A 26,099-nucleotide genomic window follows, 5' to 3' on the forward strand; every position below is an offset into this window, starting at 1 on the left:
CGCCTCCACGATCGGTAGAATGTAGTCTCGTGTCTCAAGCCTTTCCCCGCAAGCGCGCTCGCAGCCACGCTGCCAATGGTCCTTTCTACGGGTTTTCCCTGTGGACCGCGTACGCAGCGCTGCTTATAGCGCTGGCTGTGGGAACCTTGTTCAGCATCTACGCTGGCACCATCAGCACCTTTCACTTGGTACTATTCGTGGTCTTCGCGCTTGTGTTTGCGCTGATCACGGAACCCAAGGCGTTGTTTTTATTTGTGGCGGCACTGCCTTTTTGGTTTAGCCTCAGCGTGCTGGCGGCGGGCTTTATTGTGGTGATGAGCTCGGGGGGTGCCTTTGGCCGCACACAACTTGTCACTTCAATCTATCCGCTCACCCAACATTTCCCGTGGATGGCGCTGACCACCCTCGCGGCAGCGGCACTCGCCTTTGGGCGCGTCGGCCTGCTCCGCCGCCAGCAGCGCAACAGCGCGGCTCGTGCAGAACGCGCGCGGGAGCATCAGCAGCGCAGTAACGACGTTCTCCAGCAAGCAGCCACGAAGAGCCGCACGCAGGCGCAACGCTCCAGGACCTCAGGATCAGTGACGGTGGAGGAATTGCTTGCACGCAACCCACGGCGCAACCGGCGTTCGTCTTTGGACTCCCCCAAAACCCGCGGCGCGCGCACGTATGCACCCAAGCCCAGCGCGAAGCCCGTTCAGGCACCTAAGCCAGTCACCCCGCAGCCAGCTCAGAACAAAGGCCCCCGCCGATTCAGCGAGGACCTCTACGCAGAAGATTAGTTGTGCTGCGGCCGTAAGTCGCGCGGCAGGGCGAAAGTGATTTTCTCCGCTGCGGTGGTGACCTCTTCCACATCGCTAAAGCCGCGCTCAGCAAGGAACGCCAGTACTTCCTGCACCAAGATTTCCGGCACGGACGCCCCGGAGCTGAGACCCACGGTGTGTACGCCTTCCAGCCACGCTGGGTCGATCTGCTTGGCGTAATCTACCAGGTACGCCGCCTTAGAACCGGCCTGTAGGGCTACTTCCACGAGGCGCTTGGAGTTCGATGAGTTCTGGGAACCTACCACAATGAAAAGGTCGCTGTCTGCAGCGATTGCCTTCACAGCAACCTGGCGGTTTTGGGTGGCGTAGCAGATGTCATCGCTTGGGGGATCCTGGAGGTGCTCGAATTTTTCGTGCAGCAGCTTCACGATCTCCATGGTTTCATCCACGGATAGCGTGGTTTGGGAAAGCCACACCAACTTCTCGTTGTGCAGGAAATCTGGGAGCTTCTCTACGCCTTCCACGCCATCTACCAGGTGGGTGACGTCGGGAGCTTCACCGGCGGTGCCTTCTACTTCCTCGTGACCCTCGTGGCCCACCAGCAGGATGTGGTAGCCATCGCGAGCGAAGCGCTTGACCTCGTTGTGCACTTTGGTTACAAGTGGACAGGTGGCGTCCAGGGTTTTCAAGGAGAGGCTACGGGCTTCTTCGTGGACCGCTGGGCTCACGCCATGGGCAGAAAACACCAGGTGAGCACCTTCTGGTGCTTCAAAGGTTTGATCCACAAACACCGCGCCACGTTCGGCGAGGGTATCCACAACATAGCGGTTGTGTACGATCTCTTTGCGCACGTACACGGGTGCACCGTACTTTTCCAGTGCTTTCTCCACGGTCTCCACGGCACGGTCCACGCCAGCGCAGTAGCCTCGTGGCGCAGCCAGAAGAACGCGCCCGTGGCCAGGGGTCGGGGCTAAGGCACTTTCGGTGGTTGCGTTTGCTGGGTTTGCTGCGTCAGTCATGGCAACCAGCCTAACCTATTTCCCGAGCTCGGCTTGTAAGAGCTTATATGATGGTGGAATGCAGCAAGAAGGCGGGCAAAAACGATGAGCCAAGCAGAGCAGGCAGCGCACTCACCAGAGGCCGCATGGCCGGTGAGTGTGCTTAATGCCAAGGTGAAGGCGTGGATTGAGCGTTTGGGCTTTGTGTGGGTGGAAGGCCAAATCACCCAGCTCAGCATGAAACCCTCCTGGAAACTGAGCTACCTCACGCTGCGGGACCCAGAAAAGGAAGAAAGCGTCCAGATCACCTGCAACACACAGTTGATGCGGGCGCTGAATCTGCAAGACGGAGACCGGATCGCCGTCTATGGCAAGCCCGCCTACTATTCCGGCCGGGGCTCCTTTTCTTTGTGGGTCACCGAGATCCGCCAGGTGGGTGTGGGTGAACTCCTCGCCCGCATTGAGCGGCTGCGCCACCAACTGGCCGCCGAAGGGTTATTCGACCCCGCCCGCAAAAAGCCCCTCCCCTTTTTGCCCAACAACATCGGATTAATCACCGGCCGTGGTTCAGCGGCTGAGCGCGACGTCCTGGCGGTGGCTCAGTCTCGCTGGCCGGGAGTGCGTTTCACCGTGCGCAACACCGCGGTGCAGGGCGCCCGCGCCGTCACGGAAGTAGTTGCTGCGCTGCAGGAGTTGGAGGCCAACCCTGAGGTAGATGTGATCATCGTGGCCCGCGGCGGCGGCTCAGTAGAAGACCTCCTCCCCTTTTCTGAGGAAACACTGCAGCGCCAGGTGGCCCAGATGCAGACCCCGGTTGTCTCAGCCATCGGCCACGAGCCAGACACGCCGATCCTTGACAACGTCGCGGACCTGCGCGCCGCCACTCCTACCGACGCCGCCAAGCAGGTGGTCCCCGATGTCCTTGCGGAAATCGCCCTCATCAAAGAACTACGAGTGCGCAACGCCCAGGCATTGCGCGGTTGGGTAACCACACAGCACCAGCAGCTCCAGGCGCTACGCTCACGGCCAGTTTTGGCCGATCCGATGGCGAGGATCACCGCCGGTAGGGACGAGGTGCAGCGCGCATTGGCGCAGACCAGGCGCGAAATTGGCCACAGGCTAGACAAGGAGCGGGCACAGGTTGCGGGGTTGCGCTCGCAAGTGACCACATTGGGCCCGGGCGCTACCTTGGCGCGCGGTTATGCCGTGGTCCAGGTGTTGCCGAGGGACGGGTCAGAGGCCGAGGTGGTGACGTCGATCATGCAATCTCCCCCAGGAAGCCAACTGCGCATTCGCGTTGCCGACGGCGCCATCACCGCGGCAGCCATGCAAACTCAAGCAGCAAAGTAAGGAAGAAAATGAGCGTTTTTACCCCAGTTGAGGAACTTAGTTACGAACAGGCTCGCGATGAGCTCGTGGAAATCGTGCGCATCTTGGAGCTCGGCCAGATGAGCTTGGATGAGGCGCTGGCATATTGGGAGCGCGGTGAGGCATTAGCCGCGCGATGTGAGCAGCAGCTCGACGGCGCCGCGAAGCGCGTGGAGCAAGCCCTCGGTGCGGCTTCTGAAGAGGAGACTATAGAGCAGGAGTAGTCAGCGCTGCTGAGATGAGGGCGTTGAACTCCTCGTCCTGGGCAGCGCCGGTGAAGATCATGCGGACGTCGCTGAGGTCCACCACGCGGATGTCGCGAACATCACGCTCCTGAGAACCGTACACTTCTACGGTTGCGCCATCTACCTCGTAGCTATGTTCCAGTTCGCGGGGGTTTTGGTCAAAGCCTTTCACCGCGTCCTGGGCGGGCACGCCGGTTTGCACCATCTGCAGGTAGCCGTCCACGCCTTTCACCCAGCCCACGGACACTGCGCTCTCCCCTGCCACAGCCATACGCCGCGCAGAGTTGGGGACCCAGCCCTGTTCCTCCATCACGGTGGGATAGCGCACGGGGAAGTCCATCGCGCCGGTCTCCAGGCTCAGGAATGTTTGCGCATCAACCTCGTTGACGGGCACATTCTCCGCGGTATCACGCCCGAAGCTGCACATGCCGGTGAACGCCACAGCCAAGATCATCACCACCACAATGGCACCCAGAGAGTAAAAGATGTCTTTGCCGTCTTGGAAAATACGAGGTTTTTCTTCAGCCACGCTCACCAGTATGGCATGCACGCTGGACAAACAGAAACGGCAAATGCGAGTGGGATGAGGGTTAGGAGCGGGTGAATGATTCCAGAACCCGCTAACCACTTTTGGGGTTAGAATTTCCACACTTTCGGTGAAAGTAATGCCAAAATTAGACGGGTAGCACAGGTATCAATTTTTGGAGGCATCTCGCATGAAAGCGGAAATCCCGGATCGTAACCTCGCCCTCGAACTCGTTCGAGTCACGGAGGCGGCAGCGCTCGCTTCCGGCCGCTGGGTGGGGCGCGGCAAGAAGAACGAGGGCGACGGCGCCGCAGTGGACGCCATGCGCAAACTCATCAATTCCGTCCACATGCGCGGCGTGGTGGTGATTGGTGAGGGCGAAAAAGACGAGGCCCCAATGTTGTTCAACGGCGAGGAAGTGGGCACCGGCGACGGCGCCGAGGTAGACATCGCCGTAGATCCTATCGACGGCACCACGTTGATGGCAGAAGGCCGCCCGAATGCAATTTCCGTGTTGGCCGCCGCCGAACGTGGTTCCATGTATGACCCCTCCGCTGTGTTCTACATGAACAAGATCGCCGTGGGCCCTGAGGCCGCCGGCACCATTGACATTCAAGCTCCGGTGGAGCACAACATCCGCGCCGTTGCCAAGGCCAAGGGCATTGCCCCTGAGCAGGTCACCGTTGTGGTGCTGGACCGCCCACGCCACGAGACCCTCATCCGGGATATTCGGGATGCTGGCGCAAAGGTACGCTTGATCCGCGACGGCGACGTTGCCGGTGCAGTGGCCGCAGCGCAAAACACCAACTCCGTGGACATCATGATGGGCATCGGTGGCACCCCCGAGGGCATCATCACTGCATGCGCGATGAAGTGCATGGGTGGTGAAATCCAGGGCATGCTCGCACCAAAAGACGAGCAGGAAGCGGAGAAGGCGCGAAACGCAGGCCATGACCTCAGCAAGGTGCTCACCACCAATGACCTGGTGACCTCAGACAACTGCTACTTTGTGGCCACCGGCGTGACCAATGGTGACATGCTGCGCGGCGTGAGCTACCGCAAGGACGGCGCAACCACCCGTTCCCTGGTGATGCGTTCCAAGTCCGGCACCGTTCGCTTCATTGAATCCGTTCACCAGCTTTCTAAGCTGCAGGAATACTCCGTAGTGGACTACTCCCAGAACGCAAAGTAAGTGAACTGGCCCACATTCGTGGGCCTTTTTTCCGCGCGTCACGCCGCGGACGTACAATGTTCAAAGGGTTCTTGGCGCATGCCGGAACATCAAATACGTTTTTGCACAACAACACAAAAGGTGGATCTTTTACATGACTGAGCAGCAGTTCCGCATTGAGCACGACACCATGGGTGAAGTGAAGGTTCCCGTCAACGCTTTGTGGCGCGCACAGACCCAGCGCGCAGTGGAGAACTTCCCAATCTCCGGCCGCGGTCTGGAATCCACGCAGATCCGCGCAATGGGCCTGCTCAAGGCCGCCTGTGCCCAGGTGAACAAGGATCGTGGTCTGCTCCCAGCGGAGCAGGCCGACGCCATCATCGCTGCCGCCAAGGAAATCGCTGAGGGCAAGCACGACGCCGAGTTCCCAATTGATGTATTCCAGACCGGCTCTGGCACCTCCTCCAACATGAACACCAATGAGGTCATCGCCTCCATTGCCAAGAACAATGGCGTTGAGGTGCACCCCAATGATCATGTGAACATGGGCCAGTCTTCCAATGACACCTTCCCAACCGCCACTCACGTTGCGGCAACCGAGGCAGCCGTGAAGGACCTCATCCCCGGCCTCAAGGTGCTGCACGCTTCCCTAGATGCAAAGGCGAAGGCTTGGAAGCACGTTGTGAAGTCCGGCCGCACCCACCTCATGGACGCCGTCCCTGTTACCTTGGGCCAGGAGTTCGCTGGCTACGCACGCCAGATCGAGGCGGGCATTGAGCGCATCGAGGCCACCCTGCCACGCCTGGGCGAGCTGCCAATCGGCGGCACCGCAGTGGGCACTGGCTTGAACACCCCAGCCGACTTCGGCGAGAAGGTCACCGCTGAACTGGTGAGCCTCACCGGCGTATCCGAGCTGCGCGAGTGTGTGAACCACTTTGAGGCTCAGGCAAACCGCGACGGCTTGGTGGAGTTCTCTGGAGCAATGCGCACCGTTGCCGTCTCCCTGAACAAGATCGCCAACGACATCCGCTGGATGGGCTCCGGCCCACTGACCGGCCTCGGCGAGATCCACCTGCCAGACCTCCAGCCAGGTTCCTCCATCATGCCTGGCAAGGTGAACCCAGTGCTCTGCGAAACCGCAACCCAGGTTGCTGCCCAGGTGATCGGCAACGACGCCGCCGTAGCATTCGCCGGTTCCCAGGGCGCCTTTGAGCTCAACGTGTTCATCCCGGTGATGGCGCGCAACGTGTTGGAGTCTGCTCGCCTGCTTGCCAACACCGCCCGCGTGTTCGCTGAGCGCCTCGTGGACGGCATCGAGCCAAACGAGGAGCGCATGCGCACTCTGGCTGAGTCCTCCCCATCCATCGTGACCCCACTGAACTCCGCCATTGGTTACGAGAACGCAGCGAAGGTTGCCAAGACCGCTCTCAAGGAAGGCAAGACCATCCGCCAGACCGTGATTGACATGGGCTTTGTGGACGGTGAGACCCTCACCGAGGAAGAGCTGGACAAGCGCCTCGACGTCCTCGCAATGGCAAACACCGACCGCGACTAACCACGGACCACAACCGAGAAAGCCGTGAAGGGACTCCTCCCCTCACGGCTTTTGCCGTGCCTTCTTAGGGCAGCAACTCCGCCACCCGTGCCTCTGCCACATCCAGGTAGGCGCGGAGCGCAGCAATGGCCTGGGCATATTCCTTCCGCTCCAGAAGGCCAAGCAACTCCACGTTTAGTTCAACAAAGCTCGCATGCATGTGCTCAGCGGAGCTTGCCCCAAAGAATGCAACCCTGGTTTGCATGAGCAGTCCCCGAGCCGCCTTGCTTATGCACTCAGAACCCGCAAGGTCAAACATTGCTTGGTGGAAGGCGTAGTTCTGGCTACCCACCTCCATCCAGTCCCCTTGCACTCGAGCCGCCAAGGCACGCTCCACGGCGTTGCGCATCCCCTGGAGGCCTTTTGCAACCGCTGGAGAGGGTAGCTCGCCATGTTCCAGCGCCTGCAGCACGGCAACCTGCACGATTCGGCGGGAACGGTAGAGCTCCCTGGCCTGCTGGGCAGTGATCACCCGTACGAACACACCGCGGTGCGGATAGTAGTCCAACAGTCCGTTGTGTACCAGGCCCCGGAACGCTTCACGCAATGTATTGCGCGATACCCCCAGTGCCCCCGCCATGGAAATCTCGTGGAGCTGCTGCCCTGGCAAGTGGGTTCCGTGCAGAATGTCTTCCGATATCTGCTCAATGACGGCCTGAACTGTGAGTTTCACCGGGCGCGCGGGCTTGGTGTGAGGGGATGCAGGGGTTGATGCCATAACTCAGAGTGTAATTGGCGCAAAGTGTTTCAAATAATTTGGATCAAAATATTGTGTTGCGCAATACAAAGGCTTACTATCCTCTCAACTGTTGAACAAAATTGTTGAACAAGTCACGCTCAAGGAGGGATACATGCCAGAGTCACACGGTGCCCCACAAAACGGTGCCCAGCGAAGTGGTGCCCCACAAAACGGTGCCCCACAGCCCAGCCCCACGCTGAAGCAGGCCGCAGCAAGCGCAACTACCCGCAGCACCCTGCTCGGGGCGATCTTCCTGATGGCCACCTCCGCAATTGGCCCGGGCTTTCTCACCCAAACTGCAACGTTTACCGCACAGCTGGGCGCCGCCTTTGCCTTCGCTATCGTGGTCTCAATCATCATTGACATCGCGGTGCAGCTCAATGTGTGGCGCGTGATCGGCATTTCCGGCATGCGCGCCCAGGAGTTGGGCAACAGCGTGCTGCCAGGCCTTGGTTGGGTGCTCGCGGTGCTCATCGCCATCGGCGGAGCGGTGTTCAACATCGGTAACATCGCCGGCGGTGGCTTGGGCCTCAACGCAATGTTGGGCCTGGACGCCAAAATTGGTGGCGCAATCACGGCGGTTATCGCCATCGCTATCTTCCTGTTTAAGCAGCTCGGCGCTGCACTAGACAAGATCTTGGTTGCGCTTGGCGTGATCATGATGGCACTGACCATTTACGTTGCGTTCGTTTCCGGACCACCGGTGGGTGATGCCCTGCGCAACAGTGTGCTGCCCGAGCAGGTGGACTGGCTCACCATCACTACGCTCGTTGGCGGCACTGTGGGTGGTTACATCACCTACGCGGGTGCACACCGCATGCTGGACTCCGGCCTCACCGGCAAGGAGCACGTCCAGGAAGTCTCCCGTTCCTCCGTGACTGGTATTTTGCTGACCGGCGTGATGCGCATTGCCCTCTTCCTCGCCGTGCTCGGTGTTGTTGCAGGTGGCGTGGTGCTGGATACCAAGGCAAACCCAGCGGCACAGGCATTCGAGTCCGCTGCCGGTGAAATCGGCCTGCGCTTCTTCGGCGCGGTCCTCTGGGCTGCCGCGCTCAGCTCCGTAATTGGCGCGAGCTACACCTCCGCATCCTTCCTGGTGGCCAACAAGCCAGAAAAGAAGCAACTGCAGAACTGGATCACCATCGGTTTCATTGTGCTGAGTTGCAGCGTGTTCCTGGTGCTGGGCACCGCGCCAGCCGCCCTGCTGGTGTTCGCCGGCGCCTTCAACGGCCTGGTGTTGCCAATTGGATTCACCCTCATCATTTATGTAGCTGCGATGCGTTCGAAGGATCTTTTGCAAGGCTACCAATACCCAAAGTGGCTCATCGCCATTGGCCTCGCCGCGATGGTGGTGGCGTGGTGGTTGGCATGGCGTAGCTTCGGCGGCGTCTTCCAATTGCTCGGCATCTCCGGCTAGCGGCACACAACGTTAGGATTGCAATCATGGCGCATATTGATCTCAACGCTGACCTCGGCGAAAGCTTCGGCGCATACAACATCGGTGCTGATAGTGAAATGCTCCAGGTGGTTTCCAGCGCGAACATCGCATGCGGTTTCCACGCCGGAGACCCGCAGGTGCTGGTGGCAACAGTCCGCAAGGCGGCAGAGCTCGGCGTCCGAGTGGGCGCGCATCCTGGGTACCGCGATCTGCAGGGCTTCGGCCGCAGGAACATCGCCTACTCCCCGGATGATCTTTTTGCCGAGGTGGTGTACCAGATCGGCGCCGTGCAGGCGGCAGCGGCGGCTGCTGGAGTTTCGGTGGAATACGTGAAGCCCCACGGTGCGATGTATAACACCATCGCCTCGGATGCTGCGTTGGCGAAGGCGGTGATCGCTGCGGTGCAGGCGGTGGACCCGAATCTGCGCCTGATGTGCCTCGCTGGTGCGCCGATTGTTGGCTGGGCGGCAGACGCTGGCCTACGCACCATCCAGGAGGCGTTCGCTGATCGGGCCTACACCCCGGAGGGCACCCTGGTTCCGCGCAATATCCCAGGTGCGGTACATCACGATCCACTGACGGCAATTGCCCAAGCCAAGGCGTTAGCGACAGGTGATCCGGTAGTGGCCATCGATGGCTCCGACCTTCACCTTCAAGCTGAATCCATCTGCGTCCATGGCGACACCCCAGCCGCTGTGGAAATGGCCCGCGGCATCCGCGCTGCCCTCCAAGAGGCAGGCGTTGAGGTCAAGCCATGATAGAGATCCTCCCCTGCGGCGACCAGGCGGTGCTCATCGACCTTCCCAGCAACCAGGTCCAAGCCCTCAACGCCGCGCTGCGCAGGGCCGCGGTTCCAGGGATCATAGACATCGTCCCCGCCGCAAACACTGTGCTCCTCACGCTGGACACGCGCAAGATTAGCCTTGCCGACGCCCACAGGATCGTCGGTTCCCTCACGTTGGATTCGGGGGCTGAGGAAGGCAGCGGGAAGGTTGTTGAAGTCCCGGTGACGTACACCGGTGAGGACTTGGAGGTGGTTGCGGAACACGCCAAAATGAGTGTGCCGGAGCTCATTGATTGGCATGGTCAGACGCAGTGGATTGCCTCTTTTGGCGGATTTGCGCCAGGGTTTATGTACCTGCAGCCGCAACATGAGGCCCCGCTGGCGGTGCCACGGCGAACCAGCCCCCGTACCGAGATTCCCGCGGGCTCTGTTGCGCTGGCGGGACCTTTTTCTGCGGTGTATCCCAAGGCCTCACCCGGTGGCTGGCAATTGATTGGTCACACGGATGCGCAGATGTGGGATACCACTCGCGAACAGCCCTCGCTGATCCAACCGGGTGATGTGGTGCGCTTTGTGCAGGTGAAAGCTCATGTTTGAGGTTTTGGCAACGGGCCCGCTGGCATTGTTTGAGGATCGAGGACGCTTTGGATACGCCGCCACGGGCGTGGGGGCTTCCGGGGTGTTTGACCGCCTCTCCGCCGCCCGAGCCAATCATGCGGTTGGCAATCAGCCTCAGGCGCCTGTCCTTGAGGTGCTCATGGGTGGACTGCACTTGCGGTGCCTGCACAGGGCAATGGTGGCGGTGACCGGTACCCAAGCCACAATCACCATCACTAAGGCGAATGGCTCCACGGTGCATAGCCCCACCAACTATGTGCTTGACCTGGAAGCTGGTGACGAAATCACACTCGGCCCCGCTGAATATGGGCTGCGGGCGTACCTCGCGGTTCGCGGCGGGTTTGCCGTGGAATGCGAGCTTGGCTCGGCAAGTTTTGACGTCCTTTCAGGGCTCGGACCTGCCCCGCTGAGCGTAGGCGATATCCTGCACGTGGATAACCTGGTGGAAGACCCCGCCTGGTGGCCGCAGATCCGCACGCTACCCACGTTGTGGAAGAGGATGGAACAGGAAACGCTCACGGTGATCCCTGGCCCGCGCCAGGATTGGTTCACCGCTGACTCCCTGCTGCTGTTTTTGCGTCAGGAGTACACGATCACCGCAGACTCGAATCGTGTTGGCCTGCGCCTTCAGGGCGAGCAACCCTTGGAACGCTTCCGCACCGGAGAGTTGCAAAGTGAGGGCATGGTCCGGGGTTCCATCCAGGTCCCACCCAATGGGCAGCCAGTGGTGTTCGGCCCGGACCACCCCGTGACCGGCGGCTATCCGGTGATCGCGGTCCTCACATCGCGAAGTTGCGACCGTGCCGCGCAGCTCGGACCCGGCGACACCGTTCGTTTCCACTTGGCCTAGTGGCCTCCTCCGGGGTGAACGCCCGCGGCGGTGGCGTCGGAAATCTCCGGCTTCGGGAGGAGCTTTTCGTAGATGTCGGTGTCGCGCCACTGCCCCGCGAGCTCCCCGTAGGTCATTTTTGCGAGGTGGGAGAAAGTGCCCACTTTTTCAAAGCCGCGGGAGAGATGTAGTTTTGCGGAACCCTCGTTTTCCGGGAAGATCCACGAGTGGATGGACCATTTCCCCAGTTCAATACACTTGTCAATGAGCGCATCCAACAGCGCCCCGCCGATTCCACGGCCGGCGGCGTCGGGGTGCATGTAAATGGAGTCTTCTACCACGCCATGGAACACCCGGCGCGTGGAGATGGGTGCGGCGGAGACCCAGCCGAGGAGTTTTTCGTCGTCGTCAGCTTCCACGGCCACAAACACCGTCCCGGGCAGTTTCGCGGTGGAGAAGTGCTCCCAACTGGGTGCCTCAGTCTCATAGGACGCGTGCCCGGTGCCGAGGCCTAACAGGTAGATCTGCTGCACTTGGCCGAAGTCGGTGCGGCGGAATGGGCGAATCACAAAGTCGCGGCCGGAATCCAAGCTAGTCATAACCAAGTATTGTTCCTTCTATTTCCGCTTCCTGCCACCTCGGTTGCCGCTGGCCTTTTTCGCGGGGCGTTGTCCTGGCTTTTTCACCCGCTTCTTCGTTGGTTTCTTCCGCTGATCGGCCTGGCGTGAGGAGGCCAGAGTGCGCCCCTTTGCAATGCCCACGAAGTCCTGAATCATCTCCCCATCATCAGTTTTGTGCCACACTAACGCGATCTGCGTGGCAAAATCCGCCCCGGCGAGCTCGCGATGTTCAATCTGCTTTCCAGACAGCACCTTTAGCAAGGGTCGCGGGCCGGTTGCGTAGCCGACGTTCGCAGCCACCACACCGAGCGCATCCCGCAGCGCCGCGATGTCTCCAGGGGCTGCACTTGGAAACAGATAGTTGGCGTGTTCCCCGGCGAGCTCCGCCACGGGAACGGGTTCAAAAAGAGTGAGGGTGTGCTCTTTTGGCAGCGCCACACCTGGACTCTCCTCGTACAGGCGCACCAGGTGGAGAGTATCGCTGAGGGCACGCTCGTCCGGCAGGCGTACTAAGGCCAGGTTGGTGGGGTCGCTTGGGTCCAGGAGTTGGGCCAGAGGGTCATCGCTCGGGGTGGTTTCCAAGCCGTAGGTGGTGCGGTCACGGTAGCGTTCAAACCACTTGCCGGGCTCGGTGCCAGTCACAAAAGATAGGTGCAGCATGCACGCAATGCTACCGTTGTGGTTGTGAATGAAGAATCTGTGCGCAAGCCGTCTGGCACCGCAATGAAACCCCAGACCGCAGCAAAGAAGCTCGGCATCTACCTGCCAGCCACTCCAGAGGAGTTCCAAGCAAACGCTTTGACCCATGATGAATTTGTGGCCCTTCAACAAAACCCACCACAGTGGCTGGTTGACTTGCGCCGTGAAGGCCCGCACCCCCGCCCCGTGGTGGCACAAAAACTCGGCATCACCATCACCGCATTGAAGCGCAATGACTACGACCGCGCGCTCACCACTGCGGAAATCAAAGCATTGCTGGCGGATCAGCCCACCTGGCTGCGCGAGGCCCGCACTGCCCTAGCCCAAGCCCGCGTTGAGCGCGGCGAGGTTACGGCGGATCCTACCGACGAGGCCGAATCTCAATAAACAAACCTTTTGTAACCCACACCACACGGTGTGGGTTTTTCTGTTGTTTTCATACTTTTTGCACTCGGTGCAAAAACAGGATTATGCTCAAGCCATGCCGCAACACGATGCCGCCTCCAGCCGGCGCTCAAAACACATCAACCAGTACAAACTGATAGAACTCCACGCAACAACTTTGGTATTGGAGCGCGGCTATTCACTGGTCACGGTGGAAGAGATCGCACAGGCCGCTGGCGTATCCAAGCGGACATTTTTCAACTATTTCCAAAACAAACAGCAAGCCGTGCTGGGCATGGAGCCCCGGCGCCCAACGGAGGAGGAAGAACAGCGCTTCCTCACTACCGTGCACCCGGATCTCCCCTTAGCGGTGTTACGCCTGTGCACCAATACCGCGTTAAGCCCTGAGCACGACCTCTATTTTGACGCTGCAACACAGCGGCGCCGCAAGGCGATCATCGATCAAGACCCTGCGCTCTTCCACGAGTTCATTAGCCGAATCCACAACCTCCACCCACACTTCGAATCACTGGTCGTGCGCTATTTAGAGGCCCACCCGAACCAGCGGCGCACCGGGCTCGGTCTGGAAGTGGAGGCTTCATTGCTATGCAATTTGAGCTTTGCAGCCATGCGTGCCGCTGCGAACAGTGATGAGAATTTCCTGGCACCAGAAGAGCTCCGCGCCTTGGGCGAGCAAATGCTCCAAGGTATCCGGCACATCGCTTAAACGAACAAAGGAACCCCTTTTGACCACGACTACACAATCCCAAGGGTCCGTGATGACCCCAGAACAGCAGCGCCGAGCCTGGTGGGTACTCTCTGCGCTCATGGTGGCCATGATGCTCGCAAGCCTCGACCAGATGATTTTTGGTACTGCGCTGCCGACGATCGTCGGCGAGCTCGGCGGCATGGACCACATGAGTTGGGTAATCACTGCCTATCTCCTCGCGGAAACCGTGATGCTCCCGATTTACGGCAAGCTTGGCGACCTCATCGGCCGCAAGCACCTCTTCATCGGCGCCCTGGTGATCTTTCTGGTGGGATCGGTGATCGGCGGCCTCGCGCACACCATGACCTTGCTCATTGCCGGCCGCGCAGTGCAGGGCATTGGCGCTGGTGGCCTGATGATTCTTTCCCAGGCGATCATCGCGGATATCATTCCAGCCCGTGAACGCGGGCGCTACATGGGTGTGATGGGTGGCGTCTTTGGTCTCTCCGCCGTGCTTGGGCCGCTGCTGGGCGGCTGGTTCACCGAGGGCATTGGCTGGCGCTGGGCGTTCTGGATGAACCTCCCGCTGGGCTTGCTTGCGATCGCTGTGGCCTGGAAGTTCATTCAGATTCCGGCGTTGCCAAAACAACAGGTTCGCTGGGACTACTTGGGCACCGTGTTCATGATCATCGCATCTGTGTCCCTGATCTTGTTCACCACCTGGGGCGGCTCCACCTACGAGTGGTCTGACCCTGTAATCATTGGTTTGATCGCAACCTGCCTAGTGGCCGCCGTTGTGTTGGTGTTCGTGGAATCCCGTGCGGAAGATCCGCTGATTCCGCTGCAGTTCTTCCGCAACCGCAATTTCACGCTCACCACCCTGGCCGGACTGGTACTGGGTATCGCGATGTTCGGCGTGCTCGGTTACCTGCCCACTTACATGCAGATGGTGTCCGGAATTTCCGCCACGGAAGCCGGCTACATGATGATCCCAATGATGGTTGGCATGATGGGCTGCTCCATTTGGTCAGGTCAATTGGTTACTCGCACCGGGGCGTACCGCCACTTCCCTATCATCGGCCTCATCATCACCTTTGGCAGCATGTTCCTGTTCCACAGCCTTACCGCCGATACTCCGCTTTGGAAGCTCGGGGCTTACCTGTTCATCTTTGGCATTGGTCTGGGTCTGACCATGCAAATCCTGATCCTTATTGTGCAAAACACCCTCCCACTAGAGGTGGTTGGCACGGCAACCAGCGTGAACAACTTCTTCCGCCAGATTGGCGCCTCCATTGGCACCGCTTTGGTGGGCGGCATCTTTGTGGGCAACCTCAACGACCTGCTTACCGAGCGCCTCAGCGCGATGGCGGCGCAACAGCCCGCCGGGCAACAGGAGATCCTGGTGGAAACCAATGAGGTCACCCCGGCGCTCGTGCATCAAATGCCAGACGCACTCCGTGAGATCTTTGTGAGCTCCTACAACGATGCCCTCACCCCGGTCTTCGTGGTCCTCATGCCATTGGTAGCTGCAGCCTTTGCTCTCGTGCTCTTCATCAAACACGAACCCCTGCGAAACACCACCCGGATTCTGGAGATGGAAGCGGCGGAGTAAGCGCCAAACGCAACACAAAGGGCCTGGCTCCGAACCAAAACCGGAACCAGGCCCTAAATGTTTCACAGACCGAAGCTTTTAGACGAGCTTCCACTCCTCCAAGCCTGGGTAGAGAGGAATCTCCTCAGCCAACGCGGTCACGCGAGCACGCAGCGACTCCACATCGGCCTGAGCACCACCGATGAGGGCCTCAGCGATGATATCTGCCACCTTGGCGAACGCCTGGGCATCAAAGCCACGGGTAGCCAGCGCTGGAGTACCGATGCGCAGGCCGGAGGTCACCATTGGTGGGCGTGGGTCGAACGGCACCGCGTTGCGGTTCACCGTGATGCCCACCTCATGGAGCAGATCCTCGGCTTGCTGGCCGTCGAGCTGGGAATTACGCAGGTCAACCAGCACCAAGTGCACGTCGGTGCCACCGGTGAGGACGTCCACACCTGCCGCCTTGACGTCGTCGGCAGTGAGACGCTCCGCGATGATCTTCGCGCCCTCAATGGTGCGCTCCTGGCGCTCCTTGAACTCTGGGGTACCGGCGAACTTCATGGCCACGGCCTTCGCCGCGACTGCATGCATGAGCGGGCCGCCCTGCTGGCCAGGGAAAACAGCGGAGTTGAGCTTCTTCGCCCACTCCTGCTTCGCCAGAATCATGCCGGAGCGTGGGCCGCCCAAAGTCTTGTGGACGGTGGTGGAAACAACGTCGGCGTGTGGAACCGGGGATGGGTGCAGCCCGGCGGCAACCAGACCCGCGAAGTGCGCCATGTCCACCCACAGCTTCGCGCCAACTTCATCCGCAATGGAGCGGAATGCGGCGAAATCCTGCTGGCGTGGGTACGCGGACCAACCGGCGATCAGCACCTGGGGCTTCTCCTCCAGGGCCATCTCGCGGACCTTGTCCATGTCCAGGCGCATCGTCTCTGGATCAACGCCGTATGCGGCAACTTCGTACAGCTTGCCGGAGAAATTGAGGTGCATGCCGTGGGTGAGGTGGCCGCCGTGGGCCAGGGAAAGGCCCATGATCTTCTCACCGGGGTTTGCCAGGGCCATCAGCACAGCGGCGTTTGCCTGCGCACCGGCGTGGGGCTGCACGTTTGCGAACTCGGCACCAAACAAGGCCTTTGCGCGATCGCGCGCGAGGTCCTCCACAACGTCAGCGTTCTCACAGCCGCCGTAGTAGCGGCGCCCTGGGTAGCCTTCGGCGTATTTGTTGGTAAACACCGAGCCCTGAGCCTGCAGGACTGCGCGTGGCACAAAGTTTTCCGATGCAATCATTTCCAGGGTGTTGCGCTGGCGGGCCAGCTCCCCGGAGATAGCACCCGCTACCTCGGGGTCGAACTCGCTCAGTTCTTGGTAGCGAATGTCTTGTGTCATGGCAAAGCCAAACCTTTCAGTTGGAACTTTCAAAGTGAGCGCACCTTCCCGGCACCCGCCGAGTGGCAGCTACCAAAGCCACCAGTGCGCTGTTGTGACAATCCCGATGCGGCATGAGTCAAGGCCCAAGTGTAATGCCTAGATCTCAACGAACTCAAAGGGAGCCGACGTGCGCATGGGCCAGAGGAATGCAGGCTGCTGGCGCGCGGGAGGAGGCAGAAGACCGGGGCTACCCATGGAGCAATTTCGCTACTGCACGTCAAGCAGGCACAATGGGGGCTATGGCTCGTATCAAGGACTCCTCGCCATACCTCGACTTTGATCGGGACGCATGGCGCATGCTGCGGCAATCCATGCCCCAGGTGCTCACCGAAGAAGAGGTGGTGGAGCTTCGCGGTATCGGTGAAAACATCGACCTTGAGGAAGTGGCGGAAGTCTACCTCCCGCTTTCCCGTTTAATCCACATGCAAGTCCAGGCGCGCCAAGAACTCATCTCCCTCACCGAGGCCTTTCTTGGTGAAGAGCCCGCGCACGTGCCGTTCATCATCGGTGTTGCAGGTTCCGTCGCGGTGGGAAAATCTACCACTGCACGCCTCCTCCAGGTGCTGCTGCAGCGCTGGGAATCCCACCCGCGGGTGGACCTTGTCACCACCGACGGTTTCCTGTTCCCCGCCTCTGAACTCACCAAGATGGGGATCATGAACCGCAAAGGCTACCCGGAGAGCTATGACACCCGCGCGTTGCTGCGCTTTGTCACAGACGTGAAATCCGGCAAGGCCAACGTGAGCGCCCCGGTGTATTCCCACACCGCATACGATCGCGTACCGGACGAACACATCTTGGTGAACAGGCCGGACATCCTCATCCTGGAGGGCCTGAACGTACTGCAAACCGGCCCCACGCTCACGGTGTCAGACCTCTTTGATTTCAGCGTGTACGTGGATGCGCATACCACTGACATCGAGCGCTGGTACATTGACCGCTTCCTGGAACTGCGCAGCTCTGCCTTCCGCGCCCCCGGCGCGCACTTTTCCCACTACGCGGACATGACGGACAAGGAAGCTATCGCGGAGGCTCGCCGTATCTGGCAATCAATTAACCTCCCGAACCTCGTGGAAAACATCTTGCCCACCCGCGTTCGTGCCTCACTCGTGCTGGCCAAAGGTGCTGATCACCTGGTCAAGCGGGTCCGGATGCGCAAACTCTAGCGCAGGGATTGCACCCACTGGACAATCGGCTGTAGCTCCGCAAAATCCAAACGGTCAGTGTCAGTGCCCATCGCTGCGATCATTGCTTTGTCATTCGCAGATTTCACCGGCTTCGCGCGCAGCATTGTGCTGATAGAGGCCAGGGTGGCGCGGTGGGCGGTGCTCATGGTGCTGAACTCCAACTTGCCCGGCAGGTAAAAGCGGGCTACGTGTTCCGGCACCAGTTTGCGCAGGGAGTCTTTTTCGCGGGCAACATCGAGCAGGGTCATGCCCACAGCCGCCACTGCAACTGGCCTGCCCACAATCTTCCTTGCATAGGTAGCGGCCTGCACCACCGGCCCGTGGACCGGGGAAAGGGCGATGACCGGGGTGGCGTCGTCGGGGAGCGGAACTTCCAAAGGGTGCGCGGAGGTATTCAGCAACTCTGCGAGATGCTCTGCATAGTTCTGCGTGGAGCCGTAAACGGAGAAGTAACGGATATGTGCGTGCATGATTATTTGCCAAACCTGCGGCTGCGCTTGGAGTAATCGCGCAATGCGCGCAGAAAGTCAGTGCGGCGGAATGCCGGCCAGTAGGTGTCTGTGAACCAGATTTCGGAATAGGCGGATTGCCACAAAAGGAACCCCGAAAGGCGCTGCTCGCCGGAGGTGCGGATGACGAGGTCGGGGTCTGGTTGCCCCGAGGTGTAGAGGTGCGAGGAAATCGCGTCTACGCTTAACTTGTTCGCCGCCTGGTCCAGCCCACTACCAGCTTGGGCCTCTTCGAGCAGGTAGGAGCGCACGGCGTCTACAATTTCTTGGCGCCCGCCGTAGCCGACGGCAACATTGACGTTCACCCCAGTGTGTGAAGCGGTGGTATCTGCTGCCTCGCGCAGGCGGCGCGCAACTGGCTCGGGCAGTAGGTCAAGGTGCCCCACCAGGCGTACGCGGCAGTTCGTCTCTTTCAGGGCGAGTTCATCTACCACATCGCCGATGATGTCAAACAGGAGGTCCAGCTCGGAGGAATCGCGCCCCAGGTTCTCCGTTGAAAGCAGGTACACGGTGACGAGCTGCACGTCCGTGGTTTGACACCAGCGCACCATCTCGCCGATCTTCTTCGCTCCCACCCGGTGCCCGTGGGACACGTCCGCAAAGCCGGCCTCGATTGCCCAGCGGCGATTGCCGTCACACATGATCGCCACATGCTGCGGCTGTGCCACGCCTTCGAGCTCGCGCAAAAGCCGGCGCTCGTACAGCGGGTAGAGCACCTGGGAAACGATTGCGCGAAGCTTCTTTGGCACGGTTGGCTCCTTTAGAACCAGTACTTCTTGCGCTGGTCCAGTACGCCGGCCTCTGCCATCGCAGCATCAAGCGCCGCTGCGTCAAACGGATCAATGCCGTGAGTCTCAGCGAACATGCGGCGGCGATTCATCCGGCTGTAACGGCGATGAAACGCCCAACCAATGAACAGCACTGCCACCAAGAGCGCAACCACTACGAACCAGCCCACCGGCGAGGCCTTACCAAACTCCGAGCCCACAGGGCCCGGGCCTTGTTGGGCCAAAAAGTGCAGTTGATCAATCATCGCAGGCAGTCCAGCTTTCACTCGAGGTGCTGCACACTATCGGTGCAGCATGGTTTTGCAAGCATTGCATTTTGCTCTCTTGAGTCTACGATACCCCTCGGCGTCTGCGTACAGCACGCAGGTACCACGCAGGTACAAGAGTGGGAACCACTGCAAGCAGCGGTTGCAACCCGCGCATGCCCTTAGAGCCCAGCAAAGAGATCCGTTTCCGGCAATTCGGTGCTCACCCTCGTCCGCGCCAGCTCGAACTCCTCGGTGGGCCACAGGCGACGTTGGACGTCGGTAGGCGTTGCAAAGAACGCCCCGGCAGGGTCGATCTGGGTTGCGTGGGCGCGCAGGGCGGCGTCGCGCGCGTCAAAGAATTCGGCAGCGTTGATCTGGGTGGTTACTCGCGCCATGATGTCTGCCTTGTGCTCCTCCCAGCGCGCCAGCATGTCCTCATACGGGCTGGGTTGCTGCTGGCTGAGGAGCAAATCGTGAAACATCTTCATGCGCTGGCGGATAAAGCCGTGCGTGTAGTAAAGCTTCTTCGGCTCCCAGGGTTCCCCCAACTCCAAGTGGTAGGTGGGATCACCCGCGCGTTCCCAAGCGATCATGGAGACCTCGTGGACTTTGAGGTGGTCAGGGTGCGGGTATCCCCCGTTTTCGTCGTAGGTAATGATCACCTCTGGGCGAAACTCCCGAATCACTTGCACTACCTTTTGCACCACCTCATCGGTATCTGCGAGGGCAAAACAGCCTTCCGGCAGCGGTGGCAAAGGATCGCCCTCCGGCAGGCCGGAATCCACGTACCCAAGCCACCTGTGGTGCTGTACTCCGAGCGCGCTGATCGCTTGTGCCATCTCCTCTTTCCTGATGGCGGTGATGTTTTCCAGCACCCCTGGCCGGTCCATGGCGGGGTTGAGGATGTCTCCGCGCTCGCCACCCGTGCAGGTGAGCACCATCACCTCGTGGCCAGCGGCTGCGTACTTGGCCATCGTCGCTGCCCCCTTGCTCGACTCATCATCAGGGTGTGCATGGATTGCAAGGAGGCGGTGAGATCCCACGGTTGATGTGCCTTTCAAGACAAAATTCAAACTCGGTAGTTACGGTGAAGGCGGCGTGCGCCAGTGCAGGTTCCCATAGTAGCGCCCGAATGCGGCGGGAAGAGACTTCAATAGCGTATCGACGCCACCCTCTTGCCCAATTCCCTTTGGCTCCCTTTAGCAAAATGCACCTGACTAGTTGCGCCTGGCAAGGGGGTAAGATCAATGGCCGAACAGACAAAACTTTCACACGCACACTTTGCAAGATCATTCTGCCTGCACGCTGTGCGACCTACCGGAACTTTGGGAGACACCACTGTGAGCACCACCCGCCCTCAACCCGGAAACTCCGGTACCGCCGGCAACTCCGCCACTCTCGGCCCCCGCGCCAGGTACGGAACCGGAAAGGCAAGTGCCACCAAAGGCTCGCTGTCCGGCAAACTCATTGCCATTTTCATGCTGGTGATGTTGGTGGCAATTGTGATCGCGTTTGCTAAGTACTTGGGGTCTACAGCGAACAAAACCATCAACGGGCAAGTGGCCAACGTGGAGGTGATTGACGACTCCACCTTCCAACTCACCTTTGACATTTCTCGCAAAGACACCGAGCGGGACTATTACTGCATTGTCACCGCATTAAATTACGACATGGCTGAGGTTGGCCGCCGAGAACTCATCATCCCCGCTGGTGGCGTGGCGGATGAACGCTACAGTACCCAAATCCACACCAGGGAGTCCGCGGTTTCCGGCAATGTGTACGGCTGCTCAGAGAACATCCCCTTCTATCTGGATGTGCCAACGCGCTAATTCGGGAGAAGGTTGCAACCCGATCCACTGCAACCACCACCAAACCCGCTGGTGAATTGTGCTAGGGTTGGAGTATTCGCGGCACGCGTAGTGCCGCATTTCTTCATTTTCACCTCAACGATGTAAAGGTTTTTCACAATGGCTGACAATCAAAAGCAGTACATCACGCCGGAGACCAAGGCGAAGCTGGAAGAAGAGCTCAACGCCCTGATCGCCCACCGCCCAGTGGTTGCCGCTGAGATTAACGAGCGCCGCGAAGAGGGTGACCTCAAGGAGAACGCTGGCTACGACGCCGCCCGCGAGATGCAGGACCAGGAAGAGGCCCGCATCAAGCAGATTTCTGAGATCCTTGCGAACTCCACCACCGAGCGCGCTGGCATTGTGGAAGGCGTTGCACACGTGGGCACTGTTGTGCACGTGTACTACAACGGCGACGAAGACGATAAGGAAACCTTCCTCATCGGTACCCGCGCCGCAGCATCTGACAACAAGGACCTGGAGACCTACTCCGAGCAGTCCCCACTCGGCGCCGCCATCTTGGGCGCAAAGGAGGGCGAGACCCGCGAGTACACCGCTCCCAGCGGCGCAACCATCTCCGTGACCGTGGTCTCCGCAGAGCCTTACGACTCCACTAAGGCAGCCACCCTGCGCGGCAGCAACTAAAACGGCACCGCTTTGGCAAGCAAATTTGCGCTCACGCTCGGCTTCGGGGTTGCGGCAGCCACTTTGGCTGCCTGCAGCCCCTCTTTAGAGGTGGACTCCCCCGTCAAGGTAGCTACCGCCACCGAGGGCCGCGCCGTACCCACCTTGGCCAATGTTGGCTACATTGACTGCGTGGGCACCGCCGAGCGGGCCCCAAGTAGTGTGACGGTGGATTGCCAGCACGGCTTGGACGTGGTGGAGGGTATCACTTGGGAGTCTTGGGGCAACACCCGCGCGGTGGGCACCGGTACCAGGGTGCAAGGCCAAGGAGCACACACCCGCACCTTCAAGGTGAGGGTCACCCTGGGTAGCCCAGTCGAATCAGGATTTGGCCAGGTGTATTCCACGGTCACCACGACCCATATTTTGGGCAAATAAAAAACCGCACCTCCACAGGGTGCGGTTTTTTCTTGCTTGTTAGCGCTGCTGGAAGTAGCTGAGCAGGCGCAGGATTTCGGTGTAGAGCCACACCAGGGTAACGGCTAGGCCGAGTGCTACGCCCCAGGCCATCTTGGCTGGTGCACCCTGGCGGATCAGCTTGTCTGCGGTGTCAAAGTCCTGCAGGAAGCTCAGGGCTGCCAGGCCGATGCACACCAGGGAGAAGATGATGGCGAGCATGCCACCGTCACGCAATGGGGAGCCCATGCCGAGCAGGGCCATGATCAGGTTGCCCACGGAAAGCACGAGGACACCGATGATGCCGGCGGTGAGCAGGCGGGTGAACTTCGGGGTGACCTTGATGGCGCCGGTCTTGTACACGTAGAGCATGCCCAAGAACACGCCGATGGTGCCCAGGACAGCTTGGCCGATCAGGGCGCTTGCAGAAGCACCAGCCACCATGGTGTTGGTGAAGAGGAAGGAAATGCCACCAACGAACAAGCCCTCAAAGGCTGCGTAGATCAGGGTGACGGCAGCGGAGCCGAACTTCTTGCCAAAGGTGCCCACCAGCACTGCGATCAACCCACCAATTGCACCAACAAAAGTGAGCAAGGTGCCGAGTGCCACGCTGACAAACACCGAGATACCAAAGTTCACCACTGCAAAAGCAATGATCACGCCGAGGGTGATGCCGGTCTTGGAGACAACGTCATCTACCGTCATAGGGCGCTCATCAGCGTAGGCAGCCGGCTGAGCCATCCCCGGTGCCATTCCTGGCGCACCGTATTGGTCAAATGGGTTGTACTGCTGCTGTTGCATTTGACGCTGGCGGGGATCCACCAACGTGTTCATCACTGGATTGCTCGAGCGCATGAAACGCGTTCCTTTCTTTGGGTCATTCTCTTACACAAACGTGGGCGTGTGAAAAATAGTTCCCAAAGGGGTACAAAAAGCGCGAAAATCCTCACGATCTACTGTCGCCGCCTCCCACAACTTCCAGCTACACGCCCTGAAGGGACTTCGATTCAAGGGAGGGAAGCACTCCAATTTCCAGCACATCATCCAGACTGTGACCTGCAAAATCAAGTGGAACAGGGAGGGCAACCGAGCCCGCCGCCACATCAATCCTGGTACGGGTTCCAGCCGGCAGCGTTGCGGTATCACCCGCGGAGATGAAGCGGCAATACTCCGGCGTTGTCACGGTTGCCGTACCGCGGTACATCCACAGTGAAACATCCTTGCTCGCGTGCGCCTCAAACGTTGCTCCTGGTACCGGAAACGGAATTGGCGGCACCTCTCGGGGCTCTGATCCCTGGCGCACAAATTGCGCGGGGCTTTGCCCCGTGTGCCTGCGAAATGCCCTGGTGAGCGAACTTGGGGCGCTGAACCCTACCGCCCTGGTGGCGTCGGAAATGCTCACCCCCTCTTCGATCATCTCGGCGGCACTCACAACACGCACCGCTGCGCGCCACTCAGCAAAACAGAGGCCCGTGTGTTGCAGGAATTGGCGCTGTAGGGTGCGCTCGCTGACAAATTCTTGTGCGGCGAATTCGCGTAACGACGTGCCCAGCGCCGGCCTGCGGAACAATTGCAGGGCCACGGAATGCGCCTGCGGGGCGAGGCTGCGCGGCGGGACAGTGGGGATGGGAAGCGCAACGTCGGCGCTGCAGAGATCCTTGACCCAGGAGGATGCAGGTTGGCCAAGGAGGCTGCGGGAGAACTCATGGAGCCAGGCCTCATCCCACTGTGAACCGAGATCAATCTTGGAGCTGGCGCCGCTCATGCTTACCCCCAACGGCGAAAAGCTCAGCACCTTGCCTGTGCCCTTGCCCGTGCCCTTTCCGGTACCCGTGACAATGCCTCCTTGCGGAGCGATCCCAAGCTCCCCCTGACTGAGGGAAAGAATCCGATCGGGCGCATTGAGTGTGACTGTGCCTTCCAGGCACCACAGCAACAAAGTCATGCACCTACCCTAACAAGCAAAAGTAGGTTAGGCTAACTTTTCTTCTACCGTGGTGCGTTATGCGCTGCGCCGCTGCCCGAAGACCGTGGCGCCTGGCCCGCGGTCGAGCGCGCGGCCACCCATGATGAAAGACCTGAGATCGCACGGGGTTTCGTCGCGCACGTATCGCCATGAACTTCCCTGATATGGGTCAGCGATGCCCAAGGTGTAGCAGGTGTGGGTGCCCTCCAATACTCCCTGGGAGGGACTGGTGGACACGGAGGAAAGATGCGTCTGCTGCGAATTCATATGCAGAGGCTAAATCCGCATACTTGCCATGCAATTCAATTTTCCTTGCAATTTACTGTGAATAACCATAAGTCTTGATGGTGATTGTTGTGTCTTTGCGGATCTGGTCACAAAACACCAGCATCCACGGCTTTCCCACCACCTCAGAAGTAGGCTTGACACCATTCCGTCCGCTGCGGATCACAGACGAAAGAGTTCCTCATGACCTACTTTGACCTTCCCTTCCAAGCAGATGAGCTCACCGACGAAGCCATCTTTGCCGCCCACGAAGGAGGAAAACTCGCAGTCACCTCTGCCCGCCCACTGCGCTCGCGCCACGACCTCTCCCTGGCATACACCCCAGGCGTTGCGCGGGTATGCACCGCAATTGAGGAAGACCCGAGCCTTTACCCTCGATACACCGGCGCCGGGCGCACGGTTGCAGTGATTTCCGACGGCACCGCGGTACTAGGGCTGGGCAACATCGGACCTCAAGCCGCCATGCCGGTCATGGAGGGAAAATGCCAACTTTTTGCCTCTTTTGTGGATGTGAATGCGATCCCGATCGTGGTCAATGAAACTGATCCTGACAAGCTGATTGCGGCGATCGCGGCCATTGCCTCCTCCTTCGGGGCAATCAATCTGGAGGACATTTCTGCCCCGCGCTGCTTTGAAGTGGAGCGCCGCCTGGATGAAATGCTGGACATCCCCGTGTTCCACGATGACCAGCACGGCACCGCCATCGTGCTCACCGCAGGCATCAAAAACGCCTGCAAACTCACCGGGCGCAACCTGAGCAACCTGCGAATCGTCATCTCCGGAGCGGGGGCAGCGGGCATCGCCTGCTGCAAGATGCTGCTGGAGGCCGGCGTGAAAGACATCATCCTGCTGGACTCCCAAGGTGTGATCCATCCTCAGCGCGAAGGCGGCCTGATCCCAGTGAAAGCCGAGATCGCAGAAATTACGAACCCGCGCCGAGTCACTGACCGCTCCCAGGCATTCGACGGTGCCGACGTCTTCATTGGCCTTTCCCGTGGGCACGTAGGGGAAAACCTCCTGCAACGAATGGCCCCTAAGCCCTTCCTGTTTTCCCTGGCAAATCCCGATCCAGAGATCGAGCCGGAACTCGCTGAGCAGTACGCCTCGGTGGTGGCAACGGGCCGTTCGGACCTGCCCAACCAAATCAACAACGTGTTGGCCTTCCCAGGCATCTTCCAAGGTGCCCTGAACGCAGAGGCGCGATCCATCACCCCAGCTATGAAGCTCGCCGCCTCCGAGGCAATTGCTTCCATTGTGGGCGATGAGCTTGCAGCCGACTACATCATCCCCTCAGCCCTGGACACCCGCGTGGCACCCGCGGTTGCCGCTGCGGTGGAAAAGGCAGCCCTCGCAGAGCAACACGCTTCGCAGCGTAATGCCTAATTGTTTTCACGCCAAACACCGGTCGTGGCTACGAAGCCGCACTCCATTGCCCCTCGAATCCTTGCCTGCCTAGGTAACTTTCAAGGCTGTTGAAAGGGCGCCGGCTGGGGTTGAATGGGCGCTCCTGGCGGCTCTGTTGCAAAGATTGGCGGCAGTCAGAGGTAGGCTGTCGCTCTGCGCCGATCAGGCGGCTGCTGCGAAATGGTGGTTGAGCATGCCCATGGCCTCCGTCAGCGCCGAGGGCCCAATGCCAAAAGCTCTCTCCACAAGGCGCACCTCGCCCCTGATGCCGGGCTGCAGG

General features: G+C 60.0%; 30 protein-coding genes and 1 pseudogene. 17 read left to right on the forward strand and 14 right to left on the reverse strand.

Going from position 1 to position 26,099, the window contains the following annotated elements; all coding sequences use genetic code 11:
* The first annotated feature begins 29 nt into the window (after positions 1–29).
* Positions 30–779: a DUF6542 domain-containing protein gene (locus NQ050_RS02635; protein ID WP_257037718.1), complete on the forward strand. Its 750-nt coding sequence runs from the start codon at positions 30–32 to the stop codon at positions 777–779.
* Here the strand turns inward: NQ050_RS02635 and NQ050_RS02640 are convergent.
* Positions 776–1,780, reverse strand: a complete 1,005-nt coding sequence (locus NQ050_RS02640) for a 4-hydroxy-3-methylbut-2-enyl diphosphate reductase (protein WP_257037719.1) — start codon at positions 1,778–1,780, stop codon at positions 776–778. The two genes, NQ050_RS02635 and NQ050_RS02640, sit on opposite strands and share 4 nt — an antisense overlap.
* An 84-nt stretch (positions 1,781–1,864) precedes the next feature.
* Here NQ050_RS02640 and xseA point away from each other — a divergent pair, with 84 nt between their 5' ends.
* Together xseA and NQ050_RS02650 are read left to right on the forward strand one after the other, a co-directional pair.
* Entirely contained in the window at positions 1,865–3,109 is a 1,245-nt protein-coding gene (gene xseA, locus NQ050_RS02645; RefSeq protein WP_257037720.1) for an exodeoxyribonuclease VII large subunit, read from the forward strand.
* An 8-nt stretch (positions 3,110–3,117) separates the two neighbouring features.
* Entirely contained in the window at positions 3,118–3,351 is a 234-nt protein-coding gene (locus NQ050_RS02650; protein ID WP_257037721.1) for an exodeoxyribonuclease VII small subunit, read from the forward strand.
* Here NQ050_RS02650 and NQ050_RS02655 read toward each other — a convergent pair.
* Entirely contained in the window at positions 3,335–3,901 is a 567-nt protein-coding gene (locus NQ050_RS02655; RefSeq protein ID WP_257037722.1) for a DUF4245 domain-containing protein, read from the reverse strand. The two genes, NQ050_RS02650 and NQ050_RS02655, sit on opposite strands and share 17 nt — an antisense overlap.
* A gap of 187 nt (positions 3,902–4,088) precedes the next feature.
* Between NQ050_RS02655 and glpX the strand changes: the two genes are divergently transcribed.
* Together glpX and NQ050_RS02665 are read left to right on the forward strand one after the other, a co-directional pair.
* A complete protein-coding gene (glpX, locus tag NQ050_RS02660) occupies positions 4,089–5,090 on the forward strand; it encodes a class II fructose-bisphosphatase (RefSeq protein ID WP_257037723.1) in 1,002 nt (333 codons plus the stop codon).
* 133 nt (positions 5,091–5,223) lie between these two features.
* The gene (locus NQ050_RS02665; RefSeq protein ID WP_257037724.1) at positions 5,224–6,624 is read left to right on the forward strand and encodes a class II fumarate hydratase; all 1,401 of its coding nucleotides are present in this window, start codon (positions 5,224–5,226) and stop codon (positions 6,622–6,624) included.
* A 64-nt stretch (positions 6,625–6,688) separates the two neighbouring features.
* Here the strand turns inward: NQ050_RS02665 and NQ050_RS02670 are convergent, their stop codons facing one another.
* A complete protein-coding gene (locus tag NQ050_RS02670) occupies positions 6,689–7,381 on the reverse strand; it encodes a GntR family transcriptional regulator (RefSeq protein WP_257037725.1) in 693 nt (230 codons plus the stop codon).
* Positions 7,382–7,514: 133 nt separating this feature from the next.
* On the opposite strand from NQ050_RS02670, the gene NQ050_RS02675 reads away from it, so the two are divergent.
* Genes NQ050_RS02675 through NQ050_RS02690 form a run of 4 tightly spaced genes read left to right on the forward strand, consistent with a single transcriptional unit; the run spans position 7,515 to position 11,092 of the window.
* Positions 7,515–8,819 carry an NRAMP family divalent metal transporter gene (locus NQ050_RS02675; RefSeq protein ID WP_257037726.1) on the forward strand — a complete coding sequence of 435 codons (1,305 nt, stop codon included), beginning with the start codon at positions 7,515–7,517 and terminating at the stop codon, positions 8,817–8,819.
* A gap of 26 nt (positions 8,820–8,845) precedes the next feature.
* Positions 8,846–9,598, forward strand: coding sequence for a LamB/YcsF family protein (locus NQ050_RS02680; protein WP_257037727.1), 753 nt, complete (start codon positions 8,846–8,848; stop codon positions 9,596–9,598).
* The gene (gene pxpB, locus NQ050_RS02685) at positions 9,595–10,221 is read left to right on the forward strand and encodes a 5-oxoprolinase subunit PxpB (RefSeq protein WP_257037728.1); all 627 of its coding nucleotides are present in this window, start codon (positions 9,595–9,597) and stop codon (positions 10,219–10,221) included. The genes NQ050_RS02680 and pxpB overlap by 4 nt, the downstream gene beginning before the upstream one ends.
* Positions 10,214–11,092, forward strand: coding sequence for a biotin-dependent carboxyltransferase family protein (locus NQ050_RS02690; protein WP_257037729.1), 879 nt, complete (start codon positions 10,214–10,216; stop codon positions 11,090–11,092). The genes pxpB and NQ050_RS02690 overlap by 8 nt, the downstream gene beginning before the upstream one ends.
* Here NQ050_RS02690 and NQ050_RS02695 read toward each other — a convergent pair.
* Both NQ050_RS02695 and NQ050_RS02700 read right to left on the reverse strand, forming a co-directional pair.
* Positions 11,089–11,670, reverse strand: coding sequence for a GNAT family N-acetyltransferase (locus NQ050_RS02695; RefSeq protein WP_257037730.1), 582 nt, complete (start codon positions 11,668–11,670; stop codon positions 11,089–11,091). The genes NQ050_RS02690 and NQ050_RS02695 overlap by 4 nt on opposite strands.
* Before the next feature lie 18 nt (positions 11,671–11,688).
* Positions 11,689–12,351 (reverse strand): LysR family transcriptional regulator, encoded by a 663-nt coding sequence (locus tag NQ050_RS02700; RefSeq protein WP_257037731.1) that lies wholly within the window; start codon positions 12,349–12,351, stop codon positions 11,689–11,691.
* Positions 12,352–12,414: 63 nt separating this feature from the next.
* Here NQ050_RS02700 and NQ050_RS02705 point away from each other — a divergent pair, with 63 nt between their 5' ends.
* From NQ050_RS02705 to NQ050_RS02715, 3 genes are all read left to right on the forward strand, one after another.
* On the forward strand, positions 12,415–12,777 hold the full coding sequence (locus NQ050_RS02705) for a DUF5997 family protein (RefSeq protein WP_257037755.1): 363 nt from the start codon (positions 12,415–12,417) through the stop codon (positions 12,775–12,777).
* A gap of 94 nt (positions 12,778–12,871) precedes the next feature.
* Positions 12,872–13,501 carry a TetR/AcrR family transcriptional regulator gene (locus NQ050_RS02710; RefSeq protein WP_257037732.1) on the forward strand — a complete coding sequence of 210 codons (630 nt, stop codon included), beginning with the start codon at positions 12,872–12,874 and terminating at the stop codon, positions 13,499–13,501.
* A 52-nt stretch (positions 13,502–13,553) separates the two neighbouring features.
* Entirely contained in the window at positions 13,554–15,095 is a 1,542-nt protein-coding gene (locus NQ050_RS02715; RefSeq protein ID WP_257037756.1) for an MDR family MFS transporter, read from the forward strand.
* Between the two features lie 78 nt (positions 15,096–15,173).
* Here NQ050_RS02715 and glyA read toward each other — a convergent pair whose 3' ends face one another.
* Positions 15,174–16,463: a serine hydroxymethyltransferase gene (gene glyA / locus NQ050_RS02720; protein WP_257037733.1), complete on the reverse strand. Its 1,290-nt coding sequence runs from the start codon at positions 16,461–16,463 to the stop codon at positions 15,174–15,176.
* A 281-nt stretch (positions 16,464–16,744) separates the two neighbouring features.
* On the opposite strand from glyA, the gene coaA reads away from it, so the two are divergent.
* Complete coding sequence (gene coaA, locus NQ050_RS02725) at positions 16,745–17,671, forward strand: type I pantothenate kinase (RefSeq protein ID WP_257037734.1); 927 nt, start codon at positions 16,745–16,747, stop codon at positions 17,669–17,671.
* Here coaA and NQ050_RS02730 read toward each other — a convergent pair.
* The 4 genes from NQ050_RS02730 to mca form a co-directional block, all read right to left on the reverse strand.
* Positions 17,668–18,162 carry a flavodoxin domain-containing protein gene (locus NQ050_RS02730; RefSeq protein WP_257037735.1) on the reverse strand — a complete coding sequence of 165 codons (495 nt, stop codon included), beginning with the start codon at positions 18,160–18,162 and terminating at the stop codon, positions 17,668–17,670. The two genes, coaA and NQ050_RS02730, sit on opposite strands and share 4 nt — an antisense overlap.
* A 2-nt stretch (positions 18,163–18,164) precedes the next feature.
* The gene (locus NQ050_RS02735) at positions 18,165–18,950 is read right to left on the reverse strand and encodes an isoprenyl transferase (protein WP_257037736.1); all 786 of its coding nucleotides are present in this window, start codon (positions 18,948–18,950) and stop codon (positions 18,165–18,167) included.
* 11 nt (positions 18,951–18,961) lie between these two features.
* Positions 18,962–19,234: a hypothetical protein gene (locus NQ050_RS02740; protein ID WP_257037737.1), complete on the reverse strand. Its 273-nt coding sequence runs from the start codon at positions 19,232–19,234 to the stop codon at positions 18,962–18,964.
* A gap of 182 nt (positions 19,235–19,416) precedes the next feature.
* Positions 19,417–20,280, reverse strand: a complete 864-nt coding sequence (mca, locus tag NQ050_RS02745; protein ID WP_257037738.1) for a mycothiol conjugate amidase Mca — start codon at positions 20,278–20,280, stop codon at positions 19,417–19,419.
* Between the two features lie 297 nt (positions 20,281–20,577).
* Here mca and NQ050_RS02750 point away from each other — a divergent pair, with 297 nt between their 5' ends.
* The 3 genes from NQ050_RS02750 (at position 20,578) to NQ050_RS02760 (ending at position 22,146) form a co-directional block, all read left to right on the forward strand.
* On the forward strand, positions 20,578–21,066 hold the full coding sequence (locus NQ050_RS02750) for a DUF4307 domain-containing protein (RefSeq protein WP_257037739.1): 489 nt from the start codon (positions 20,578–20,580) through the stop codon (positions 21,064–21,066).
* A 138-nt stretch (positions 21,067–21,204) separates the two neighbouring features.
* Positions 21,205–21,729 (forward strand): transcription elongation factor GreA, encoded by a 525-nt coding sequence (greA, locus tag NQ050_RS02755; protein ID WP_257037740.1) that lies wholly within the window; start codon positions 21,205–21,207, stop codon positions 21,727–21,729.
* A gap of 12 nt (positions 21,730–21,741) precedes the next feature.
* Complete coding sequence (locus tag NQ050_RS02760; RefSeq protein WP_257037741.1) at positions 21,742–22,146, forward strand: hypothetical protein; 405 nt, start codon at positions 21,742–21,744, stop codon at positions 22,144–22,146.
* A 39-nt stretch (positions 22,147–22,185) separates the two neighbouring features.
* Here NQ050_RS02760 and NQ050_RS02765 read toward each other — a convergent pair whose 3' ends face one another.
* From NQ050_RS02765 to NQ050_RS02775, 3 genes are all read right to left on the reverse strand, one after another.
* Positions 22,186–23,019: a Bax inhibitor-1/YccA family protein gene (locus tag NQ050_RS02765; protein WP_257037742.1), complete on the reverse strand. Its 834-nt coding sequence runs from the start codon at positions 23,017–23,019 to the stop codon at positions 22,186–22,188.
* A gap of 127 nt (positions 23,020–23,146) precedes the next feature.
* On the reverse strand, positions 23,147–24,109 hold the full coding sequence (locus NQ050_RS02770; RefSeq protein WP_257037743.1) for an AraC family transcriptional regulator: 963 nt from the start codon (positions 24,107–24,109) through the stop codon (positions 23,147–23,149).
* Between the two features lie 57 nt (positions 24,110–24,166).
* Positions 24,167–24,397, reverse strand: coding sequence for a hypothetical protein (locus tag NQ050_RS02775; RefSeq protein ID WP_257037744.1), 231 nt, complete (start codon positions 24,395–24,397; stop codon positions 24,167–24,169).
* Between the two features lie 201 nt (positions 24,398–24,598).
* Between NQ050_RS02775 and NQ050_RS02780 the strand changes: the two genes are divergently transcribed.
* The gene (locus NQ050_RS02780; protein WP_257037745.1) at positions 24,599–25,798 is read left to right on the forward strand and encodes an NADP-dependent malic enzyme; all 1,200 of its coding nucleotides are present in this window, start codon (positions 24,599–24,601) and stop codon (positions 25,796–25,798) included.
* 183 nt (positions 25,799–25,981) lie between these two features.
* Here NQ050_RS02780 and NQ050_RS02785 read toward each other — a convergent pair.
* Positions 25,982–26,099: pseudogene (locus NQ050_RS02785) on the reverse strand (IS6 family transposase); the annotation flags it as partial.

The organism is Corynebacterium sp. 122RC1 (genome assembly GCF_024580955.1).
Classification (GTDB): Bacteria; Actinomycetota; Actinomycetes; order Mycobacteriales; family Mycobacteriaceae; genus Corynebacterium; species Corynebacterium kozikiae.